At 66.6% G+C, this 20,754-nt stretch carries 21 protein-coding genes; 5 read left to right on the top strand and 16 right to left on the bottom strand.

Features of this window, described 5'->3' with window-relative positions:
* Positions 1-36: 36 nt before the first annotated feature.
* The 13 genes from RQI43_RS14460 to RQI43_RS14520 form a co-directional block, all read right to left on the bottom strand.
* Complete coding sequence (locus RQI43_RS14460; protein WP_056422729.1) at positions 37-3,492, bottom strand: SbcC/MukB-like Walker B domain-containing protein; 3,456 nt, start codon at positions 3,490-3,492, stop codon at positions 37-39.
* A gap of 181 nt (positions 3,493-3,673) precedes the next feature.
* A complete protein-coding gene (locus RQI43_RS14465; protein ID WP_311275599.1) occupies positions 3,674-4,309 on the bottom strand; it encodes a DUF4194 domain-containing protein in 636 nt (211 codons plus the stop codon).
* Positions 4,310-4,394: 85 nt separating this feature from the next.
* Positions 4,395-4,664, bottom strand: coding sequence for a hypothetical protein (locus RQI43_RS14470; protein WP_311275600.1), 270 nt, complete (start codon positions 4,662-4,664; stop codon positions 4,395-4,397).
* Between the two features lie 175 nt (positions 4,665-4,839).
* The gene (locus RQI43_RS14475) at positions 4,840-6,264 is read right to left on the bottom strand and encodes a Wadjet anti-phage system protein JetA family protein (RefSeq protein ID WP_311275601.1); all 1,425 of its coding nucleotides are present in this window, start codon (positions 6,262-6,264) and stop codon (positions 4,840-4,842) included.
* A 79-nt stretch (positions 6,265-6,343) separates the two neighbouring features.
* Positions 6,344-6,685, bottom strand: a complete 342-nt coding sequence (locus tag RQI43_RS14480; RefSeq protein ID WP_056422741.1) for a hypothetical protein — start codon at positions 6,683-6,685, stop codon at positions 6,344-6,346.
* On the bottom strand, positions 6,682-7,149 hold the full coding sequence (ptsN, locus tag RQI43_RS14485; protein ID WP_056423307.1) for a PTS IIA-like nitrogen regulatory protein PtsN: 468 nt from the start codon (positions 7,147-7,149) through the stop codon (positions 6,682-6,684). Before ptsN ends, RQI43_RS14480 begins: the two co-directional genes overlap by 4 nt.
* Before the next feature lie 219 nt (positions 7,150-7,368).
* On the bottom strand, positions 7,369-7,980 hold the full coding sequence (gene hpf / locus RQI43_RS14490) for a ribosome hibernation-promoting factor, HPF/YfiA family (RefSeq protein ID WP_056422745.1): 612 nt from the start codon (positions 7,978-7,980) through the stop codon (positions 7,369-7,371).
* Between the two features lie 136 nt (positions 7,981-8,116).
* The gene (rpoN, locus tag RQI43_RS14495) at positions 8,117-9,664 is read right to left on the bottom strand and encodes an RNA polymerase factor sigma-54 (RefSeq protein ID WP_207411089.1); all 1,548 of its coding nucleotides are present in this window, start codon (positions 9,662-9,664) and stop codon (positions 8,117-8,119) included.
* A 516-nt stretch (positions 9,665-10,180) separates the two neighbouring features.
* Positions 10,181-11,035 (bottom strand): LPS export ABC transporter ATP-binding protein, encoded by an 855-nt coding sequence (gene lptB / locus RQI43_RS14500; RefSeq protein WP_156467647.1) that lies wholly within the window; start codon positions 11,033-11,035, stop codon positions 10,181-10,183.
* Between the two features lie 35 nt (positions 11,036-11,070).
* The gene (locus tag RQI43_RS14505; RefSeq protein WP_311275602.1) at positions 11,071-11,811 is read right to left on the bottom strand and encodes an LptA/OstA family protein; all 741 of its coding nucleotides are present in this window, start codon (positions 11,809-11,811) and stop codon (positions 11,071-11,073) included.
* The gene (lptC, locus tag RQI43_RS14510; protein ID WP_056422751.1) at positions 11,808-12,572 is read right to left on the bottom strand and encodes an LPS export ABC transporter periplasmic protein LptC; all 765 of its coding nucleotides are present in this window, start codon (positions 12,570-12,572) and stop codon (positions 11,808-11,810) included. Before lptC ends, RQI43_RS14505 begins: the two co-directional genes overlap by 4 nt.
* 281 nt (positions 12,573-12,853) lie before the next feature.
* Positions 12,854-13,480 (bottom strand): ribonuclease D, encoded by a 627-nt coding sequence (locus RQI43_RS14515; RefSeq protein WP_311275603.1) that lies wholly within the window; start codon positions 13,478-13,480, stop codon positions 12,854-12,856.
* Positions 13,481-13,587: 107 nt separating this feature from the next.
* A complete protein-coding gene (locus tag RQI43_RS14520; RefSeq protein WP_311275604.1) occupies positions 13,588-13,968 on the bottom strand; it encodes a helix-hairpin-helix domain-containing protein in 381 nt (126 codons plus the stop codon).
* 330 nt (positions 13,969-14,298) lie between these two features.
* Between RQI43_RS14520 and rpmF the strand changes: the two genes are divergently transcribed.
* On the top strand, positions 14,299-14,487 hold the full coding sequence (gene rpmF, locus RQI43_RS14525) for a 50S ribosomal protein L32 (protein ID WP_018046018.1): 189 nt from the start codon (positions 14,299-14,301) through the stop codon (positions 14,485-14,487).
* 110 nt (positions 14,488-14,597) lie between these two features.
* Here the strand turns inward: rpmF and RQI43_RS14530 are convergent, their stop codons facing one another.
* Positions 14,598-14,873, bottom strand: coding sequence for a hypothetical protein (locus RQI43_RS14530; protein WP_056422760.1), 276 nt, complete (start codon positions 14,871-14,873; stop codon positions 14,598-14,600).
* Positions 14,874-14,986: 113 nt separating this feature from the next.
* Positions 14,987-15,601: a polyhydroxyalkanoate synthesis repressor PhaR gene (gene phaR / locus RQI43_RS14535; protein ID WP_056423315.1), complete on the bottom strand. Its 615-nt coding sequence runs from the start codon at positions 15,599-15,601 to the stop codon at positions 14,987-14,989.
* A 338-nt stretch (positions 15,602-15,939) separates the two neighbouring features.
* Here phaR and RQI43_RS14540 point away from each other — a divergent pair, with 338 nt between their 5' ends.
* Together RQI43_RS14540 and phbB are read left to right on the top strand one after the other, a co-directional pair.
* Positions 15,940-17,121: an acetyl-CoA C-acetyltransferase gene (locus RQI43_RS14540; RefSeq protein ID WP_056422764.1), complete on the top strand. Its 1,182-nt coding sequence runs from the start codon at positions 15,940-15,942 to the stop codon at positions 17,119-17,121.
* Between the two features lie 204 nt (positions 17,122-17,325).
* Entirely contained in the window at positions 17,326-18,054 is a 729-nt protein-coding gene (gene phbB, locus RQI43_RS14545) for an acetoacetyl-CoA reductase (RefSeq protein WP_056422767.1), read from the top strand.
* Between the two features lie 111 nt (positions 18,055-18,165).
* Here phbB and RQI43_RS14550 read toward each other — a convergent pair whose 3' ends face one another.
* A complete protein-coding gene (locus RQI43_RS14550; protein WP_311275605.1) occupies positions 18,166-19,077 on the bottom strand; it encodes a peptidylprolyl isomerase in 912 nt (303 codons plus the stop codon).
* Positions 19,078-19,309: 232 nt separating this feature from the next.
* Here RQI43_RS14550 and RQI43_RS14555 point away from each other — a divergent pair, with 232 nt between their 5' ends.
* Entirely contained in the window at positions 19,310-19,654 is a 345-nt protein-coding gene (locus tag RQI43_RS14555; protein ID WP_311275606.1) for a hypothetical protein, read from the top strand.
* 118 nt (positions 19,655-19,772) lie between these two features.
* Positions 19,773-20,615, top strand: a complete 843-nt coding sequence (locus RQI43_RS14560; RefSeq protein ID WP_056422775.1) for an aspartate dehydrogenase — start codon at positions 19,773-19,775, stop codon at positions 20,613-20,615.
* The last annotated feature ends 139 nt before the right edge of the window (positions 20,616-20,754 follow it).

Here is a 20,754-nt window from a genome sequence, read left to right on the forward strand (position 1 = left end):
AAAGCGACGGTGAGGAGGTGCCTCCGGCCACGCCCCTCACTCCGCCGCGTCGGAGACCTGGAATCGCTCGATACCCTGGCGTTCCGGGTTGATGGCGGCGAGCGCGCGCTTAGCCGCCTCGAGCGGATGCTCGGCCTCGATCCGGACCGAAGTCAGATCCGGGCTCTTGTAGACGGTGACGATGGTGTCCATCACCTCGGTGAGCGTGGTGCGCTTGTCCTCGGGCGCCGCGATGAGAAGCTGCAATCCCCAGGCTTGGTAGAGGTCGACCAAAGCCTGGGAGTTGCGCACGTCGAGTTTCGAGAAGGCCTCGTCGAGAAGACAGAGTCCGAGGCCGGGATTCTCGTCGCCGGGCCGGTCTCCAGGATAATAGGCCGAGGCGAGTGACGCGGCGATGGCGACGTAGAACGGCGCCTGCGCCTCGCCTCCCGAGCCACGCAAGGCCCGGTTCGACATGGTGGTGCGGTTGCCCGTCTTGTCGCGCATGCCGATCTCGTAGACGAAGTAATTGCGGTAATCGGCAAGCCGCGCCGCGCTCTCGTCCCCGGCGATCAGGGCGGTGATCTCCTCGATCGCGGCAGCGAGCGGCCCCGGGGGTACGTCCTCGCCCTCCCCCGGCAGGATCGCCTGCGCTGCGTCGGCCGAACGCGCCACCTCGGTGGCGAGGGCATGCACGGCGGCGTAGCGACGATCGACGGTGGCCTCGAAGGCGTAGGTCTGGCCGGTGAAGGTCTGGGTCGAGAGACGTTCGTTCAGGGCATCGAGTCGGGTGCGGACCCGCTCGAACTTGTCGGCGAGGCGAGTCAGCAGGTCCTCGGTCATGAGGCGGCGCATCTCGCTCTCCGCGCGCACGGCCTGGTCGCGGTAGCGCCGCAACTCGTGGCCCGCCACCTCGTCATGGGCGCGGGCGACCCAGGAAAAGCCGAAGGAGGCCGGAGCATCACCGTTACCCAGGGGGTTCTCGATGCGCCACTGAACGCAGTATTCGGCGAGATCGCGCTCTGCGGCACGGCCTTGCGTGCGCGCCGTCTCCATCGCCTCGCGGGCGGCGCCGCGCGCCGCATTGGCCAAAGCCGCCAACTCCTTGGATTCGAGGCCCGCCGCGTCGGCCCGCGCTTTGGCCACCGCCAGCGGATCGAACCCGTCCGGCCGGACGAGACGGATGCGCACGGAATCCCCCGCGATCCAGCGGGCATGGGCGCCGCGCCTTGCCTGAAGCGCGGCGCGGATCGCCTCCCGCGCGGTGGCGACCTTCGCCTTCAGGCCCGCTTCTTCGCCGAGCAGCGCGTCGCGCTTCGGCTCCAGCACCTGAACGAGTTCGGTGAGATAGGCCGATCGCTCCTTGGCGAGCTTCTTGATCTCGGCCTCCAACGCGCCGGTATCGGCCTTCTCCACGGCTTCACGCTCGGTGGTGAGGCTGCGTCGCCGTCCCTCCATCGCGTCAGCCTCCTGGCGCAGGAAGACGATGTCGAGATTGGCGTCGGCGAGTCGGACCCGCAGCATGGCGGCAATGCGGGCGGCCTCGCGCAGCACGCCGGCCGCGCCGCGCAGGCGCCGTGCCTCATTGACCGCGTGTTCCAGGTTCTGCCGGCTCTCCGCCGTGGGACCGCGGCTGCCACGGGTCATCATCAGTTGAACCGGCCGCACTACGGAATAGGCCATGCCGGAGGTCGAGCGGCCGCTCGGCGCCACGGCGCGGCTCATATGGGCCAAGGCCGCGTCGTTGGGGGCGAGATCGTAGCCGCCGAGCCGGGCCGCGAGAAACGCCTGGGCATGGGGATCGCGAGTCTCGATCAGCGAGATCGGCCCTTCGTCGTCGCGCCCGCCCCGGCGGCGCGCGGTGTCCGTCGTCTTCACCAGCAGGCAGCGATAGAACTGGCTCTTGCGGGCTTCGAGATGGGCGAAAGCCTCATTCAGCCGGTCCGGTTCGACGACGAGAGCTTCGCGGGCGCCTCCGAGCAGGCCCTCCAGAGCCGGTCCCCATTTCGGATCGGTGATTTCGGCGAGTTCGCAGATCGGCGTCGCCTCGATCCCGAGCCGGGCGAGTTCGTCGCGGAAAGTGGCCGTGTCGGAGGAGAGGCGCGCGCCGCCCGCGCGCCCGCTGCCGACTTCGGCCGAGAGGGCATGCGCCTCCTTCTCCTGGGCGCGGGCACGCAGGGCCATGTCCTCGGCAGCGGTATCGAGGGGGGTGGCGATGTCGGAGAGAGAGGCGAGGGCCGTGAGAAGGGGGCCGAGCGGTCCGTCCGAGCGAAGCGATTCCTCGGGGGGCGCATCGCGGCGCAGGCCGGAGCGCGAGCAGGCGGCCACGATCCGCGCCGATTCCGGATCGATGCGCTGGATCTCGGAGAAGACGACGTTGAGCTTGCCCGCCTCCTGCACCAGCCCCACCAGATCGGCGACGCGAGTGGCGAGGTCGCGCTTGTCGCGCGCCAGCATGGCGAGGCCGGCATTGGAGGCGGCGAGCCGCCCCTCCCCCTGGCTCCCGGCCAGCATCGCTTTCTTGCCCGCGATCTCGCCGTCGATCTCGCGCACGAAACCCTGGCTGGTGCTCACGCTCTCGCGGGCGATGCGCAGGCGTTCCGCCACGTCGCCGAGGCGAGAGCGGGCCTGGCTGTAGTCGAGGATGCGGCGGCGCAGGTCGGCGCCGGCCGCTCGTAACTCGTCGAGGGTGGCCGAGAGGCTGGCTTCCGCCCAGGTTTCGTAGCGCTTGAGGATTCGGCCGAGATGGGAGAGCCGGCGCTCCAATTCCTCGATGGTCTCCAGGAGACGGCGCCAGTTCTCCACCGACTGGCGGATGCGCGCGACGTCCAGGGGCTCGGGTTCGAGGACGAATGAGCGCACGAAGGCGGAGGAATCGAAGATCGGCTTGAACGCCACGGCGTTGGAGAACGTACGCAGGAAGTGGCGCGGCTCGGGGCTCGGCGCGCCCTCGCGCATCAGCGCCAGGACGTCGGCGGTGAAACGCTCGCCCGATGAGCGGAACTCCTCGAACCTGTCCGCCCGGATGCGGAGATCCTTTGCGATCTCCGGCCAGGGCGCCACGTATCTGCCCTCGGCGGTCTCGCGAACGTAATCGGCGATCTCGAACCGGTGTCCGACCGCGATGAAGCGCGAGAGCGTGGTCTCGCGACTGTCTTCGGCCCGGGCCGCGAGCGCGAGACCGACGGATACGACACGTCCGGTGGTCTCGTTCTCGAAGACGAGGACGATGAGGGTCTCGCAGGCCTCACGGGTTGGACGGCCGCCTTCGGCGGGGTCGCTGATCCAGCCGAGGCAGTAATCGCGGACCGTGCGGGCGCTGCGCCCCGAGGCAGACGCGTTGAGGGCGAGGCGACTCGCGTTGTTGCCGGCGAGCACGGTGCCGACAGCGTCGAAGATCGTCGACTTGCCGGCCCCCGTCGGCCCCACCAAGGCAGCCGCTCCCCGGATCCGGATCTGTTCGCGGCGGATCAGGTACCAATTCGAGAGGGCGATGTCGGTGAGCCGATACACCGGGCGGGCAAGTCCTCGATGGAAATGACGGAGCCACGGCATGGACGGGGCGGCCCGACGATGCAAGTCGATGGTCCCGTCGTCCTCTTTTTCACAGGGGGCGATGTCGGGGCTTCGAGCCGTGCCACGCATGTTTCATGTGAAATCTTAACCCCGATGTGGATGCCGCCCTTGATCGGGCTCAGCCGTCATCGTCCATTCGCGCCGCTGCCCAGGCGCGGACCTGCTCCATCCAGGAATCGGGTGAGAGCACCGCGACACCGGGAAAGATCATCAGCGGCGTGATCTTCTCGACCTTGTCGCGCTCGCCCAGGCGAAGGGCACCCTTGCGGGCGAAAAGGCGCAGGATCTCCGTGAGGCGCGCTTCTTCCGGCGCCTCGCTGCGGGCGGCGGTGCGGATCGATTCGGCGATGTCATCGGTGGTACATTCCACGACACCGTCGGTGGTGACGCGGTGTTCCCGAAGCCCTTCCTCATAGGCGAGGCGCAGGGCCAGCAGCACGAGGGTCTCGTCCTTGCGCAGGCGCTCGGCCTGCCCGTCATGGCGTACGCCGTCGGCGGGCACGCGCAGGAACACCATCTGGTCGCGGGGCGAGACCTCGAACGAGTAGCCGAGACAGGCAAAATAGCTTTTGAAGAACGGCGCGTAATACCGGGCGATCTCGTAGGACCGGCCGATACCGGGCGTATCGGCATAGAGGCACTGGCTCTTCAGCACGACTTGAAGCGCGCGGATGAGATCCTCTTCGGACGGTGCACGGGCACCCGGAGGCGGTGGCTCGTCGCCATCGACGATGGCGCGGAAGGCGTCGATCATTCAGACGGTCCGGTCGAGCGGGACACGGCGCCCCGTCACCCCGCCTCGTTACTCGGATCGCCCTCGCGACACAAAACCCGCTTCCTCACGCGGCTTTCGCCGGGGAGGCCTTGAACAACGACAGGCATTCCGTGTCGCGATGCATGCTCAGGATCGAGGCACGGTCGATAGAGGGGTTCTGGAAGAGCACGCGCTGCACCTCCTCCACCACCTTGGAATAACGGTCACCGTCGAAATTCCGCTCCAGCGGGCTGACGGCGATGTAGGTCTCGACGACGAGAACCCTCTCGGTTCGCTCTTTCCCCACCTCGACGGCGATCCAGGCGGATTTGATCAAGCACTTGCCGGTACTCATGGGTTAACCTCCTTATCAGTCCCGCTTTGATGCGGGTATACCAAGAGGATGATCCGACTCTTCAAGTCTGCCAAGGGCATTGACACGTTTGTGATGACATCTCGTCTGTCACGACAATTGTGCAATGCACGCAAACATTCGGTCCTCCCCACCGTACGGGACGACGCGCGGGGTCTTATCTCCGTGGTCGCCGTTCGCCCGCGCTCGCTGGCCCGCGTGTTGGGGGCGGGGACGACCGCTCCACCATGAAATCCGGACAATCGAGCCAGCCGTTGGAGACACGGCCCGCGACACGGGTGAGGCGGTAGCGATCGTTGAGGAGTCCGTCGAACAGCACGTCGATCTCGCGCAGACGCTGGAACACCACGAACTCGTCCACATCCGCCACGACGATCTCGGATCCGCGGATGGCGGGGTTCGTCCCGAGCTTGCGCTCGACGAAAGCGATGACGCGCTCGGGCGTCACCATCACCCGCTGGCGGAAGGCGTCCTTGGCGAGGATGAAGGCCTCGATCGCCGGGTCGAGATGGATCTCCGGCAGGGGCTCGGACAGGATCGCTGTCCGCCTCATCCGAGGCGTATAGAAATGCGGCTCCCCGATCGGCGGACGCAGCAGCGAGACCTGGGCAAGGGGCGCCAAATCCGACCATTCGGCAGCCCTCACCGCCCGTAGCGCCGCCGCCGTGCGCTCGATCCGGTCGGAATCGCGGTGATCCGTGTAGCGCAGGGACGCGGCGATCCGGCGCTCCAGCCGGGCGACGATGTCGGCGACGCTGTCGAGATGCCGGTCGAGCCCCTCGAAGATCGACAGGATCTCCGCGAGGTCGCGCCGCACCGCCCGCTCGGCGAGGGGAAGGTCGGCGGCCCGCCCCTCACGCAGTCCCGCTTCGGCGAGGGCCCGGATGGTGAGGGGGTCGCGCAACGCCCGTCCGGCCTCCCGGACGATGCCGGAGCGGAAGCGGAACGGGTTCAGTCGTGTGTGAAGGGTACGGTAGTCACTGACGAGGTGGCGCGCGACGAACTCCTCGAAATAGAGCCGGAACGCCGTACCCTGGTCCTCCTCGCGCAGGATGCGCTCCTCGATCTTGCGCATGGAGCCCGCGAGGCTGCGCAGGTGTCCGAGGAAGGCGCGGGACGCCTTGGCGGCGTTGACCAGGGCCTCCGAACGCTCGGCCGGGTTGGCCACGGCACTCTCAAGACTGCCCAGCACTTCGAGCACGGCGCCGCCATAGGAGCGGGTCTCGCCCCGATCGATACGCGCCAGTTCCTCGATGACGTGGCGGGCATCGGGGTCGAAATCGACCACCGGCACGTAGCGCTCGCGCCGCTCCACGAGCCAGCCGGCCTCTAGGAGACGCCGATAGACCGCGGAGCGGCGCTCGATCGGATCGGCCGGCGTGGCATCGTCGTCGGCGATCTCGCCCTGGGACCAGTCTGCGGAAAAATCGCCGATGGAGGCGAGCAACTCGCTCTTGCGCAGAGGTTCGGTAGTCTCTGCGAAGACGCGCGCATGCAGATGCAGCAGCAGGGCCGCGTTGAAAGCCCGGCTCGGCGAGGCGAGCGGCTTGAACAGGTCGTCGGAGAGGCGGGCGAAAAGCATGGCGGTGTGGACGAGGACAGCCGATGCCTCGCCCCTGAGTCAATCGGCGGGCATCAACCGCCTGTGCGTGGTCGTGTCTTCAAAGACCGCGGCAGCGAGTCCGGATGAGCCCCGAGAAATCCTTCTCCGAGGTCTGCACTTCGTTGAGCTTGGCGGCCCGCTCCGCTCCGGAGAGGCAGCGGCCGTAGACGCTCGAGACCCGGCGCATGGTCTCCACGTGCCGGCGCCAGACGCGGCACCGGTTGGCATCGTCACCATCGGCCTGTTCGAGCTGGTCGATGGCTTGGCGCTGCATCGAATTGGCGACGAGGACGTCGCGCGCGCACGCGACATCGGCATGGGCGGGCGCGCCCCACAGGATGGCACACGCGACGGCGGCAGCCGCCGAAGACCGGCACTTATCCAAATTCACGCGTTTCATGCCGCTTCGGATTTCGTCGTCTGGGTCAGCAGAGAATAGAGTGCGCTGGAATCCCGCGCCGCGCGGATCCGCTCCAGCATGCCCGGCTCCCGCAGCAGCCGCGCCACTTGGGCGAGCGCCTTAAGGTGCTCGGCCCCTGCCCCTTCCGGAGCGAGCAGGAGGAAGGCAATATCGATCGGTTGGCCATCCAGCGACTCGAAATCCACCGGACGCTCCAGGCGGGCGACGAGGCCGAACAGGCGGTCGAGCCCCGGAAGCTTGCCGTGGGGAATCGCGACACCGTCGCCGATGCCGGTAGACCCCAGTCGCTCACGCTGAAGCAGGGTTTCGAACACCTCGCGCTCGTCGAGCGCGGGAAGCTGGCGCACCGCATGGGCGCTCAATTCCTGGAGGATCTGCTTCTTCGCGCGAGCGCGCAGAGAGGTCACCACGGAATCTGGACTGAGGAATTCCAGAACTGGCATGATAAGGACAGTCGCCCCATCGGCGACGGCCAAATGGACGCCGCTCATTTGAAATAGCGCTACGGATGCGTGGTTCCCACGCACCCGGAAACGGCCGATGGTCGACTAACGGCCCTTAGGCCGGATAGCCAGCCGGGATCACGCATCCCGGACGGCCATTCGGCCTCTCGTCACGGATCGGCTTTCTCCGAAGAAGAATCTCCGCTCCGGGCCGATCGATCAGGACGCCGCGTCGGGTGGGTCCACCCATCCGATCGCTCCGTCACTGCGGCGGTATACGACGTTGATCCGTCCGGTGCCAGCATGAACGAACACGATCACCGGGGCACCGGTGAGGTCGAGGGCCGTCACTGCCTCGCTCACCGAATGACGCTTCAGCGTCTTGGTGCTCTCGGCCACCACGGGAGGATGCGCCTCGTCTTCCTGATCCGCCTCGTCCTCGAGGTCGTCCCCGTCCAGCTCGCTCGGCGATTGGAACACCGCATAGGCCGCCTGGACCGTCGCTCCCTCGTGCAGGGCAGCGCCATGATCCTTGAGGCGGTGCTTGTAGCGCTTCAGGCGCTTCTCGAGCTTGTCGGCGGTCTGCTCGAAACTCGAATGCGGGTCATGCGAGGCGCCCGAGGCTTCGAGGGTGAGGCCGGAAACGAGGTGGAGCACGCAATCCGTGCGGTAGGCCGTGCCGTCCCGTCGAAGCGTCACATGGCCGGAGCAGGTGCCGTTCATGTGGCTGTCGAGATACTTCGACAAGGTCCCGGCCATTCGCTCTTCGACGCGCCCACGAAGGGCTTCGCCAAGGTCCAGGCCATGGCCTGTGACACGCAATGACCCCATGTATCCTCCGGTTTTTCGACGTTCGGCAGGTGAGTAAAGGAGCGTCGGGGAGAGAAGTCAACGGAATGGAAAGCCGGCTCCGCGGGGTGCGCCGCACGCGGTTGCGGGATCAGCTCCGCGCTTCGCGGACCGCGCCTCAGCGGGCGTAGGCGAAATGCTCGCGGCGACGCTCGATCGAGGACGGGATACGCAACGATTCCCGGTATTTCGCCACCGTGCGCCGGGCGATGTCGATGCCCTCGTCGCGGAGCTTCTGCACCAGGGCGTCGTCCGAGAGCACGTCGCCGGCCGCCTCGCCGTCCACGAGCTGCTTGATCCGGTGGCGCACGGCTTCGGAGGAATGCGAGGCCGTACCCGCGGCCCCCGGAATGGCGGCGGTGAAGAAGTACTTCATCTCCAGCGTGCCGCGGCTGGTGCCGATCGACTTGTTGGAGGTGACCCGCGAGACGGTGGATTCATGCATGCCGATGGCCTCTGCGACCGTCTTGAGGTTGAGGGGCCGCAGATGGGCCACTCCGTTGACGAAGAACGCATCCTGCTGGCGCACGATCTCGGAGGCGACCTTGAGGATGGTCCGCGCCCGCTGCTCCAGGCTTCGGGTGAGCCAGTTGGCGGTCTGCAGGCATTCGGACAGGAACGCCTTGTCGCCCTCGGCCGACGCGCCGCGCGAGACGCGGGCATAGTAGCTCTGGTTCACCAGCACGCGGGGCAGCGCCTCGGCGTTGAGTTCCACGAGCCAGGACCCGTCGGAGGCAGCCCGCACGAACACGTCGGGGATAAGAACCTCCACGGCGCGCGAGCCGAAGGCCCGGCCGGGCTTGGGATCGAGACGGCGCAGCTCGGCCAGCATGTCCACGAGGTCCTCGTCGTCGACGCCGCAGAGACGGCGCAGGCTCGGAAAATCGCGCTTGGCCACGAGGTCGAGGCGGGAGACCAGCGCCTGCATCGCCGGATCGAACCGGTCCCGTTCGCGCAGCTGCAGGCTCAGGCATTCGGCGAGATCGCGGGCGGCGATTCCCGGCGGATCGAAGGTCTGGATCAGCTTCAGCATCCGCGCCACCGAATCGAGGCTGGCACCGAGGCGCTCGGCCACCTCGTCGATGGATTCGCGCATGTAGCCGGCATCGTCCACCGCATCGATGAGGAAGCCGGCGATCAGCCGGTCGCCCGGGTCGCGCGTGGCGAGATCGAGCTGCGCGCTGAGATGCTCGCGGAGAGAGACTTCCGAGGTCAGGGTCGCCTCGAAATCCGGCGCCTCTCCATCGAAGCTGCCGCCGGTATTGCCGTAGGGCGCAGGTGTCAGAGACAGCATGTCGCCGGACGCGGCCTCGCGGGCATGGCTGGGATTCTCGTCGGAAAAGACGTTGTCGAGGCGGGTGTCGAGGACGCTCTCCATCTCGGCACCGCTGGCGGTGAGCTCGGTCGCCATCCAGTTGTCCGGCTCGGACGAATCGAAATCCCCCTCGCCGTCGCCCGAGGCGTCCACGGCCGGCTCCGTGCCTACGCGCTCACCGTCCGCATCGCCTTCGACGCGCTCCAACAGCGGGTTTCGCTCGAGTTCGGCGTCGACATAGGTGGCGAGGTCGATCTGGGAGAGCTGAAGAAGCTTGATCGCCTGGAGAAGCTGTGGCGTCATCACCAGGGCTTGACCCTGACGCATTTCCAGTCGCTGCAGCAAACTCATGGTGTTGCCCCGACGCCTTCAGGTGAGCCCAGCCGAGGGCAGGCACAGAACCCCTACGCCACTCGGCATGAATATTGCTTCTTTTTCTCTTCGCATATGTCTATCGCCATCTCGCCCTGCCGTCAAAGCGCGAAGTGCGTGATTCCCTTGGACTTGCCGCAGCGCAACATCGAAGCGGATGTCTCAGAGCATCCTCTGTCCGGCCCGGCCAAATCCAACGCTCTGATATTCCACGTCAAAAAGCCATCGCCTCGCGAGCGACATTGCCGGCTCGCTGAAACAACATGCACAAAACGCATGCACTCCAGAGAAGGCATGAAGTTTGGCGACAAAATAGGCAGTGGGCGGAAGGGTACCGGCTGAGGCCGGGAGGCATCCGTTGCCTCGGGCCATCCGCGAGGCGGCAACGCAGCATCGCGGTCGCCTCGTCTCACCGCATGTCACATCTGGAATGAATCAGGTCGTGCGAGTTGCGCGAAGCTTCGCGGTCCTTGGACCCTACTAGCCAGCGAGGACCTAAAGGCGGAAATCCTCGCCGAGATAGAGACGCCGTGCATCCTCATTGGCAACTATCTCGGCCGGCGTACCCTCGGTGAGGATGCGGCCGGAATGGGCGATATAGGCGCGGTCGATGAGGCCCAGCGTCTCGCGCACGTTATGGTCGGTGATGAGAACGCCGATCCCGCGCTGCTTCAGGTGCTTCACCAGATCCTGGATGTCGCCCACCGCGATGGGGTCGATGCCGGCGAAGGGCTCGTCGAGGAGCATGAAGCTCGGAGAGGTCGCCAGCGCGCGGGCGATCTCGCAACGGCGGCGCTCCCCGCCCGAAAGCGCGATCGAGGGTGATTTGCGCAGGCGCGCGATGTCGAATTCCTCGAGCAGCGAATCGAGCTTGCGCTCGCGCTCCTTGCGGTTCGGCTCCACCACTTCGAGCACCGCGCGGATATTGTCCTCCACCGACAGGCCGCGAAAGATCGACGCTTCCTGCGGCAGGTAGCCGATACCGAGACGGGCCCGCTGATACATCGGCAGGTGGGTGATCGGCAGGCCGTCGAGACTGATCGAGCCGCGATCGGCCGAGACCAGTCCGGTGATCATGTAGAAGATCGTGGTCTTGCCCGCGCCATTGGGGCCGAGCAGGCCCACGGCCTCTCCGTTGCGCACGGTCAGCCCAGCCTCGTGGACCACGGTACGCGCGCCATAGCTTTTGCGGAGGCCCTCGACGTGGAGGATGCCCGGACCGCCGCCATTCCCGGACAGGCCCGTCTCCCCGGCCGCCGGCCGTCCCTTACCGCGGCCGAAGAGGCGCGACAGGAGCGACGGCGCACGCCCGGCTCCGTCTGAGACGGACCCGGCGATTCGCGGGCTGATCGGGTCTGGCACCGAGGCCAGCGGCAGAGCGGAGGTCAATTGGCCTGCGCTCTCGGTTTCGCGGCAGGCTTGTCCGCGCTGGCTTCGGAAGGCTTGGGTGCTGGCTTGCCCGCAGCGCTCGCCGGCTGGGCGCAGCCCTTGGCCCCGCCCTTGGCGGCTTCCTCCTTCTGTGGCACGAACATCGCGGATACGCGGCCGCCGGCCACCGGATCCATGTTCGCCCGGCCGGTATTCATGTCGTAGACGAGGCGACTGCCGCGGGTAACGTTCTGGCACTGGCTCAGCACGACATTGCCGGTGAGCACGATGCGCTTGGCCTCTTGGTCGAATACGGCATTGTCTCCGGTGGCGACCTGATCGTTCTGCACCACGGTGACGGGGCCGGCACATTCCACCTTCTGGATGCCGTTTTCGGCCATGCCGGCTGGGGATTTGGCGCCGTCGGTGGCGGGCGCGGGTGCCCCGGGCTTGGCATCCTTGCCGCGCTTGTAATGCACCGTCATCGTCGAGCAGCGAATGGTGCTGTCGCCCTGCACGGCCACGACATTGCCGGCGAAGATCGCCTTGTTCTCCCGGTCGAACACGTCGAGCCGGTCCGCGTCGATCTTCACGGGGTCCTTGCCGCCGCTCGCGCCGAAGGTGCTCCCGGGAGCGGTCGGCTTGTTCGCCTTCGCAGCAGGCGCCGGAGACGTGCCGGACGGAATCTGCGCCACTACATTCCCCGCCGCGAGGAGGCCGCAGAGGGCGAGGGTGGAGACCAGCGTGGAACGGTTCACCGGCGTGCCTCCCCATCCTGCGGTTCGGCGGCGGAGGTGAGGATGCGCGGCGATTTCACGTCTGGCTTGCTCTCGGAGCCGGCGCCCTCGGCCTTGTCCGATCCGTGGAACACCGCGTGGACGTTGCCGATGAAGGAGATGACGCGGCCGTTATCGACCATGTCGAGGCCGTCGGAGGCCACCGTCCCGGTGGGAAGCGTCACAGCGACGGCCTGGTCGGACTTCACCGTCCCGGCCTTGAAATCGATGGCGGCGGTGAGGAGACGGATATCCTCGCCCTTGTCGGTCCAGAGCTTGATGTCGCGTTCGAGAACCAGGGTCTCGCGTGCCGAATCGAACAGGCCCGAGGCGGCTTCCATATGGGCGAGCCCGCCGGAATCGTCGGTGACGAGATGGCCCTTCATCGCCTGCAGTTCGATCAAAGTCGGCTTGCGCACGTCCTGGAAGGCGGCCGTGGCGATGACCTCGTAGCCCCGATCGTCCTTCCGGAAACCGGACAGACGCGGGTTCTCCATCTTGACCTTGGTGCCCGACAGGGTGACCGGCCCCATGGTGACGGCCGGCAGGACGGTGCCGAAGGGGTTGAACAGCGTCCCCACGACGAGGGCGAGAATCGCCGCACCGGCAGAGAGAGGAATGAGGCGGCGCAGGTAGCGAACCTGCGTACTGTGGTTGCGAGCCCGCTTATGAGCGCGGTTGCGGCGCGCATCGGCTCCCGATCCCGTCGTCCCCGTCGCGTGGATGGCGTCGACCCCGTGCATGGTGATGATCCGAGCCGCTTCGCCTGACCGATCCGATGAGACACCGGCACGTTGCACCCTGCAACATGCCACATCCCGTCAATCATGTGCTGAGCCGTGCCTGCCAGCGTCAACCATGTCGAGCGCCGGATGCGCGCGGCCGATGGCGAAGTTGTGGCCGTGCAACAACCTTATGGGCGGAGCATTGAGGAATCATCAACCGCACGGGGTCGCAGGGGCACGGTCGATGTGCGCCGCCGCACCGTCCCCTGCACACCCTCCTGCGGCATGCGCGTGCCCGATCAGGTGTGGGCGAAGATGTCGGTCTCGGCCCAGCCTTTGAGATCGAGGAGGGAGCGGGTCGGCAGGAAGTCGAAACAGTTCCGCGCGAGATCCGTGCGCCCTTCGCGGGCGAGCATCGCATCGAGGCGGGCGCGCGCTGCATGCAGATGCAGCACATCGGAGGCCGCATACTCCACCTGCGCCTGGCTCAGGGACTCGGCGCCCCAATCCGAGGATTGCTGCTGCTTCGACAGGTCGACGCCCACGAGTTCGCGGACCACGTCCTTGAGGCCGTGCCGGTCGGTATAGGTGCGGGCGAGCTTGGAGGCGACCTTGGTGCAGTAGACGGGGGCCGGCATCACGCCGAAGGCCCTGAACAGCACGGCGAGGTCGAACCGGGCGAAATGGAAGATCTTCGTCACAGCCGGATCGGCCAGCACGCGCTTGAGTATTTCGGGCGGGCTCGAGCCAGGTACGATCTGCACGACATCGGCACTGCCGTCGCCGCGCGAGATCTGGACGACGCAGAGCCGATCACGATGCGGATTGAGACCCAACGTCTCGGTATCGATGGCGATGGCCGCGCCCGGCACGTAATCGGCCGGGAGATCGCCGCGATGGACGCGGATGATGGGCTGAGGAGGCATCGGTTCTGTGTCTTCTGGCGGGGCAATCGCTACCCCGGCCGCGTAACACCGCGCCTGCCCGCGAACAACCCGGCGCCGGACGAACGCCGGGTCATCGAGCCGGGCGGCTACTTCTGCTTGGCGATGACCTTGTCTTTAATCCCGTCATAGACGCCCTGTGTGAGGATCTTCTTCGACACGAGCTGGTCCTTGCCGTGATAGGGCCGGCCCTTGACGATCGCTGCGGAGCGCGCCGCACCGATACCGGGCAGGGCTTCAAGTTCCGCCACCGAGGCGCTGTTCAGGTCGATGAGATCGACCTTGGCCGATGGCGTGACGGGAGCGACGGGCTTGTCCGTCGTGGGCTTGGCCGGGGCGGCCGGAGCTGTCGGCGCCTTCGGTGCGACGGTGGGAGGGGTGGACGTTGACGGGCTCGGCGCCTGGGCAAGGGCGGGAGCCGCCGCGAGGCAGCCGAGCACGGCCAGAGTGCGGAGCAGAGATGTGGTCATGCGAGATGAAGTCACGGCAATCTCCCGGGATGTGGCGGCGCAGTCTTCGACGAGGCGTCACCGTATCTGCAAAGTGAAGTGCGACGGTTGAACCGGCGCTTAACGGGACTTCACAGACCGGTGAACCTTCCGGCGAGTCCGGACCGGCAGCCTCCCCGCAGGATCGGCGGTTCCTTTTTCCGCACGTCCGACCTCGGGCGGCTCTAGCCAGACGGCCGATGTATCGCTATACACCCGCCATCGAATCTCCGTTTGAACACGGTGCCGAGGTTGCCTCTTCCCTCGCGGGGCGGCGCCCGTGCACCCTTTTTGCCGTAGCAGGACTACCCCATGGCCGTTCCGAAGCGAAAGACCTCCCCCTCGCGGCGCGGCATGCGCCGGTCCGCCGACGCCCTCAAGGCTCCGACCTATGTCGCCGACAAGGATTCGGGCGAGCTGCGTCGTCCCCACCACATCGATCTGAAGACCGGCATGTACCGCGGTCGCCAGGTCCTCAAGGTGAAGTCGGCCGAGGCCTGATTCTTCGCTCCGTCATCGGTCCGATAAGGACCGGGACGAAACGACGTCATGAAACTCTGTCTTGCGAAAACCGCCTTCGGGCGGTTTTTTGCGTTGCCTGCCCCGATACGTCAGGCGCGACGCCGGCCCGTGCCGATCCGCGTCGTCTCGGCGTAGCGCGCCGTGGCGGAGCGCATACGCTCCGTGCGGGAGGCACGCATGGCCGGGTCGCCGCTGATGAGAAGCTGGGTCAGAAACTCGGCGTTCGGCCTGCCATAGGTAGCGCTCGACCTGCGTGAGACTGCCTCGCCGCCATCGACGACCACGAGCGTCCGCGCCGTCTCTCGATCCCCCTCGGGGACCGACTGTCCCGTTTTGGGGCGTTTTCCCGTGCCGTTCTGTGACACTTATCGCCTTTCCGCCTGTGATGGGCAGAAAAGCGCAACGTGCGGGCCGACGTTAACGTTTCGTCAGCATTCCTTCAGAACGAAATCGGCGATTGGTTATTTGCGCCGCCGAGCTACTTCTTGGCGAGATCTTCCAGACGGTTCCGCATCTCCGCCATCTGCCGCTTCAACTCGTCGAGGTCGCTGTCGGGCGCGGGAGCCGCGCTCGATGGCTGGGTCGGCGTCGGCGCCGATGCGGAGGTCTTCATGCCGGAGAGCGGCCCCGTGCCGAAGGTGGTGAACATCTTCATGGCATCGCCGAAGAAGCTCATATTGGCCCGCACCTGCTCCTCCATGGCGCTCTGGAACACCGAGGGGGCGAAGCTCTGGTTCATCTTCTCGCGCAGGCCGTCCTGGTCGCGGGCGAAATTCGCCATGGAGAATTCGAGGAAGCTCGGCACCATGGTCCGCATGCTGTCGCCATAGAAGCGGATGAGCTGGCGAAGGAAGGCCACCGGCAGCAGGTTGTCCTCGCCCGCCTTGTTCTCCTGCTCGAAGATGATCTGGGTCAGGACGGAGCGGGTGATGTCGTCGCCGGAACGGGCATCATAGACGAGGAAATCCTCCCCGTTCTGCACCATCGTCGAGAGGTCTTCGAGGGTGACGTAGGTCGAGGTTCCGGTATGGTACAGACGCCGGTTCGCGTATTTCTTGATAACGGTTTGCTGCGACTTACCGTTCTCCGCCATCCTCGTGGCCTTTCCCGACACATTCATTCCAGCGCCCAATCCCTTCGAGGCCCGATGCGCCGTCCGGGTATCATTTATCACTGCGCGTAAGCGGACCTTAAGGCTTTCGCCCGCCGACGAAAACAGCAATTTGGCCCTGATCCCCGCAGAATAGTGCCACAAGCCGCGCGACGCCTTCGGTAACAAAGACCGGCAGGTCACTCGCCGACTCCCTCGCCGAGCTTCCGCACGCGCTTGACTTCACCTTGCCCAGCGCTTTCATCGCTTCAGTTGGCCTTAAGTGCGCATGCCCATCGGAGGGCTTCAACGTCGCGCGGGCTACCCAGAGGAGAACGTCAATGGCAGCGGAAGACATCGTCATCGTCGGAGCGGCGCGCACCGCCGTGGGTTCGTTCGGAGGTGCCTTCAACACCGTCCCGGCCCATGAGCTCGGCGCCATTGCGATCAAGGCCGCCCTGGATCGCGCCGGCGTCTCCCCCGACGACGTGGACGAAGTGATCTTCGGCCAGGTCCTCACCGCCGGCGCCGGCCAGAACCCGGCCCGCCAGGCCGCCATCAAGGCCGGCATCCCCGAGAAGGCCACCGCCTGGGGCGTCAACCAGGTCTGCGGCTCGGGCCTGCGCACCGTCGCCCTCGGCATGCAGCAGATCGCCAATGGCGACGCGACGGTCATCGTGGCCGGCGGTCAGGAATCGATGTCGCTCTCCCCTCACGCGCAATACCTGCGCGGCGGCCAGAAGATGGGCGACGTGAAGCTCGTCGACACCATGATCAAGGACGGCCTCTGGGACGCCTTCAACGGCTACCACATGGGCACCACCGCCGAGAACGTGGCCCAGGCCTTCCAGCTCACCCGCGAGCAGCAGGACGAGTTCGCGACGAAGTCGCAGAACAAGGCCGAGGCCGCCCGCAAGGAAGGCCGCTTCAAGGACGAGATCGTCCCCGTCACCGTCCCCGGGCGCAAGGGCGACACCATCGTCGACACCGACGAGTACATCCGTGACGGCGCCACCGTGGAGGCGATGGCCAAGCTCAAGCCCGCCTTCTCGAAGGACGGCACCGTGACGGCCGCCAACGCGTCCGGCCTCAACGACGGCGCTGCCGCCATCGTGCTCATGTCGGCCTCGGAAGCCGAGCGCCGGGGCATCACGCCGCTGGCCCGGATCGTGTCCTGGGCCACCGCCGGCGTCGACCCGAAGGTGATGGGCACCGGCCCGATCCCGGCCTCGCGCAAGGCGCTGGACAAGGCCGGCTGGAAGCCCTCCGACCTCGATCTCATCGAGGCCAACGAGGCCTTTGCCGCCCAGGCGCTGGCCGTGAACAAGGACATGGGTTGGGACACCGACAAGGTGAACGTCAATGGCGGCGCCATCGCCATCGGCCACCCGATCGGCGCGTCCGGCGCCCGCGTCCTCGTCACGCTGCTGCACGAGCTCAAGCGTCGCGACGCCAAGAAGGGTCTCGCCACCCTCTGCATCGGCGGCGGAATGGGCGTCGCCATGTGCATCGAGCGCACCTGAAGCGTTCCGGCACGATTGAATACAGTATAACGGCTGCGCCCCCGACAAAAACCTTGGACATCGTCCAGGAGAATTCTTGAGGGCGCAGCAAATTTAAATGGAATGGGCGGAAGGACACGGGTGCGCTAAGCCCCGGCCGTCCCGCTCATGTGCAAGAAATTGCACGTCACGATCCATCAGACGTCAAGAAAATTGGAGGAAGCCATGGCTCAGGAACGCATCGCCCTCGTCACCGGCGGAACGCGCGGCATTGGTGCCGCCATCTCGGCGGGCCTCAAGGCCAAGGGCTACAAGGTCGCCGCGAATTACGGCGGCAACGACGAGGCCGCCAACGCCTTCAAGGCCGAGACCGGCATCCCGGTCTTCAAGTTCGACGTCGGCGACGCCGCCGCCTGCGAAGCCGGCATCAAGGCCGTCGAAGCCGAAGTCGGCCCCATCGACATCCTCGTGAACAATGCCGGAATCACCCGCGACGGCGCGTTCCACAAGATGACCTTCGAGAAGTGGCAGGCGGTCATCAAGACCAACCTCGACTCGATGTTCACCTGCACCCGCCCCGTCATCGAGGGCATGCGCGCCCGCAATTTCGGCCGCATCATCCTGATCTCGTCGATCAACGGCCAGAAGGGCCAGGCCGGCCAGACCAACTACTCGGCCGCCAAGGCCGGCGTGATCGGCTTCGCCAAGGCGCTGGCCCAGGAAAGCGCCTCGAAGGGCATCACCGTCAACGTGATCGCGCCGGGCTATATCGCCACCGACATGGTGATGGCGGTGCCGGAAGATATCCGCAACAAGATCATCTCGACCATCCCCGTGGGCCGCCTCGGCGAGGCCGAGGAGATCGCCCGCGCGGTGGAATATCTCGCGGCGGAAGATTCGGGCTTCATCACCGGCTCGACCCTGACGATCAACGGCGCCCAGTACATCGCCTGACGCCTCCTCGCTGCATCGACGAGAAGAAGGCCTGCCCCGGTGCCGGGGCAGGCCTTCTTCGTTTTCGCAGACCGTCCGGATTCAGGAAGCCGAACGTCAGGGAGCCGAACTTCAGGGGGCCTTGGGCGCCGCGGCGGGCGTGGCCGCATCGGTGCGCTCGATCTTGGCGCTCTCGCGCAGCTTCAGGATGAGGTCCTGCTGCGACTTGCGGGTGAGGTACTGGTCCACCTGTTCCTTCATCTCGGCGAAGGTCGGCACCGGCTTGGTGCGCCGCTCCTCGACCTTGATCACGTGCCAGCCGAACTGCGTCTTGATCGGGTCGGAGACCTGACCGACCGGGAGCTTGAAGGCGGCCTCCGCGAAGGGGGCGACCATGCGCTCCTTGGTGAACCAGCCGAGATCGCCGCCCTCGGTCTTCGAGCCCGGATCCTTCGAGACTTCCGCTGCGATCTTGGAGAAGTCCTCGCCACCCTTGATCCGGGCCGAGATCTTCTTCGCCTCTTCTTCATTGTCGACGAGGATGTGACGGGCATGCGCCTCTTCCTCGGGCTTCATCGTGGTGAGGGTCTGGTCGTAGAGCGCCTTGGCGGCCTCCGGCGTCACCGCCTTCTTGGCCTCACGCTCCAGATATTCGTCGAGGAGGAGCTTGCTCTTGAAATAAGCGAGCTTGCGCTGGAACTCGGGCGAGTCGCCGACCTTGGCCGCCTCGGCGGCCTGCGCGCCGACCTTGAGGTCGACCATGTAATCGATGAGCAGGTTCTTCTTCTGGGCCTCGTCGACGCCGGGCAGCGACAGCGCCGGGTCCTCGGCGGCTATGGCGAGGTCGCCCGCGGTGACCGGCGAGCCGTTCACCTTGGCCACCACCGTCTCGGGCGGCAGCGCCGGGGCGGCCGGGGCGGAAGCAGCAGCCGGGGCAGGCGGCGTCTGCGCCAAGGCCTGCAGCGGCAAGGCCACGGAGGCGAAGGGCAGCGCAACCGCCAGCGCCAGGGCGCCCGAGCGCCGGAGAAGGAGAGGCGTCGTCATCAATGGGGATTCCTCGAACAGGTGGATGCCACGTCCATGAGGCTCTGTCCGGCCAAGTTGGAGACGTGGCAACAGCGAGCGGCGGGACGCCGCGGGCATCTGTGGGCGAGAGGTGGCGCGGGCAAGGGCGGAAGACAAGCGCATGTGGGGTTTCGGGCGAATCCGTCCGATCACGATAAAGCGGTCTTAAGCCCGCATGCGCCATCCTCTCCGGGCTTCCTGGGAGAGTGTCATGCGGACCAGCGTCATCATCACCGCCGCTTGCCTCATCCTGTCCGCCTCGATCACGACGGCGCAGGCCCGCTTCAAGGGCGGACGCTCCGTTTCGGTCTCCCGTCCGGCTCCCTCCATCACTCCCGCCCGATCGGCTGCCCTGGGTGCCGGAATCGGCGCGTCGCGGCCCGTCCGCTCCATTGGACATGCGCCAGAGAACGATACCGTAGCGGGACGGGCCGTGACCTTGCGCCCGGTCCTCCCGGTCCCTGCGCCGGCGGCGAGGGAGATCCGCACGGCCGCGACATGGTGCGCCGACAAGCGCGTCGTCGGCACGGGCATGGGTTTCTGCGAGATCAACTGACGCCTGTATGTCCAGCGGCCGGCAGGAAGCTTGACAGGCCCGCAGCCGAAGATTTCTTGAGATCGCGCAGCAGGGCGTTGAGCCGCGTCAGCCTTCGCCAGTCGTGGGATACCGGCCCTTGTCTCTACTCTCTAATCTTTCGGCGGCGCGGCCGGATCGCCGTCGGCCGCTTCGTATCGCCCTGGTGGGCTGGGGAGCCATCGCGCGCCGGGTGACGCACCTTCTCGACGCTCGGGGCAGCGACGTCGTCCTGGCCGGCGTCGGGACGCGAGTGAGGCCCGATGAGGCCGACCTTCCCGCCTGGATCCGCTGGCTACCCGAACCGGCTGCCCTGGCCGGGGTCGAGCCCGACATGGTGATCGAAGCGGCCGGACGGGCGGCGGTGGAACCCTGGGGCCTCGTGGCGCTCCGTCACGCCGAGAGCTTCGCCGTCTCGTCGACCAGCGCCTTCTGCGAGGCCGGTCTTCTCGACAGGCTCGTCGCCGCCGCGGAGGCGCATGGAAGCCAGATCCTCGTACCCACCGGCGCACTCGCCGCCGTCGACGCCCTCGCTGCGGCCTCGATCCTGCCGTTGGACTCGGTGACGCATCGCATCGTCAAGCCGCCCGTGGCCTGGATTGGCACCCCGGCGGAAGAGTGGATCGATCTCGATGGCCTGACGGAGGCCACGACCTTCTTCGAAGGGACGGCGCGGGAGGCAGCCCGGCTGTTCCCGGCCAACGCCAATGTCGCGGTGATCACGGCGCTCGCCGGCATCGGCCTCGACAGGACGCGGATCGCCCTGGTGGCGGATCCCCGCGCCACCGGCAATGGACATCGCCTTCAGGCGACGGGCGCTTTCGGGACCCTCGACATGAGCATCGAGAATCAGGCCCTGCCGGCCAATCCGAAATCCTCGGAGCTCACGGCCCTGGCTCTGGTCCGCATCATCGAGAACCAAAGAGCCGCTTTGGCGCTTTAGCAGATCGACTGCCGTCCGGTGACGAGCATGTCGGCCGCGCGCTCACCGGCTTTCGGAGTTGAAGGCAGTCCGCCCTTTCGGATGCGCCGTACAATATTTACCTCTATAAGCCCGGCCAACTCACGCCTTCTGATATTTC

The organism is Methylobacterium sp. WCS2018Hpa-22, from assembly GCF_031843785.1.
Lineage (GTDB): Bacteria > Pseudomonadota > Alphaproteobacteria > Rhizobiales > Beijerinckiaceae > Methylobacterium.

Coding starts and splice junctions, on each gene's coding strand:
- RQI43_RS14465 (WP_311275599.1), bottom strand. CDS start 4,309: ATGATCGACGCCTTCCGCGCCATCGTCGATGGCGACGAGCCACCGCCT.
- RQI43_RS14555 (WP_311275606.1), top strand. CDS start 19,310: ATGCGGACCAGCGTCATCATCACCGCCGCTTGCCTCATCCTGTCCGCC.
- RQI43_RS14520 (WP_311275604.1), bottom strand. CDS start 13,968: ATGACCACATCTCTGCTCCGCACTCTGGCCGTGCTCGGCTGCCTCGCG.
- lptC (WP_056422751.1), bottom strand. CDS start 12,572: ATGCACGGGGTCGACGCCATCCACGCGACGGGGACGACGGGATCGGGA.
- RQI43_RS14540 (WP_056422764.1), top strand. CDS start 15,940: ATGGCAGCGGAAGACATCGTCATCGTCGGAGCGGCGCGCACCGCCGTG.
- hpf (WP_056422745.1), bottom strand. CDS start 7,980: ATGGGGTCATTGCGTGTCACAGGCCATGGCCTGGACCTTGGCGAAGCC.
- rpmF (WP_018046018.1), top strand. CDS start 14,299: ATGGCCGTTCCGAAGCGAAAGACCTCCCCCTCGCGGCGCGGCATGCGC.
- RQI43_RS14480 (WP_056422741.1), bottom strand. CDS start 6,685: ATGAAACGCGTGAATTTGGATAAGTGCCGGTCTTCGGCGGCTGCCGCC.
- RQI43_RS14475 (WP_311275601.1), bottom strand. CDS start 6,264: ATGCTTTTCGCCCGCCTCTCCGACGACCTGTTCAAGCCGCTCGCCTCG.
- phaR (WP_056423315.1), bottom strand. CDS start 15,601: ATGGCGGAGAACGGTAAGTCGCAGCAAACCGTTATCAAGAAATACGCG.
- rpoN (WP_207411089.1), bottom strand. CDS start 9,664: ATGAGTTTGCTGCAGCGACTGGAAATGCGTCAGGGTCAAGCCCTGGTG.
- RQI43_RS14550 (WP_311275605.1), bottom strand. CDS start 19,077: ATGACGACGCCTCTCCTTCTCCGGCGCTCGGGCGCCCTGGCGCTGGCG.
- ptsN (WP_056423307.1), bottom strand. CDS start 7,149: ATGCCAGTTCTGGAATTCCTCAGTCCAGATTCCGTGGTGACCTCTCTG.
- RQI43_RS14515 (WP_311275603.1), bottom strand. CDS start 13,480: ATGCCTCCTCAGCCCATCATCCGCGTCCATCGCGGCGATCTCCCGGCC.
- RQI43_RS14470 (WP_311275600.1), bottom strand. CDS start 4,664: ATGAGTACCGGCAAGTGCTTGATCAAATCCGCCTGGATCGCCGTCGAG.
- phbB (WP_056422767.1), top strand. CDS start 17,326: ATGGCTCAGGAACGCATCGCCCTCGTCACCGGCGGAACGCGCGGCATT.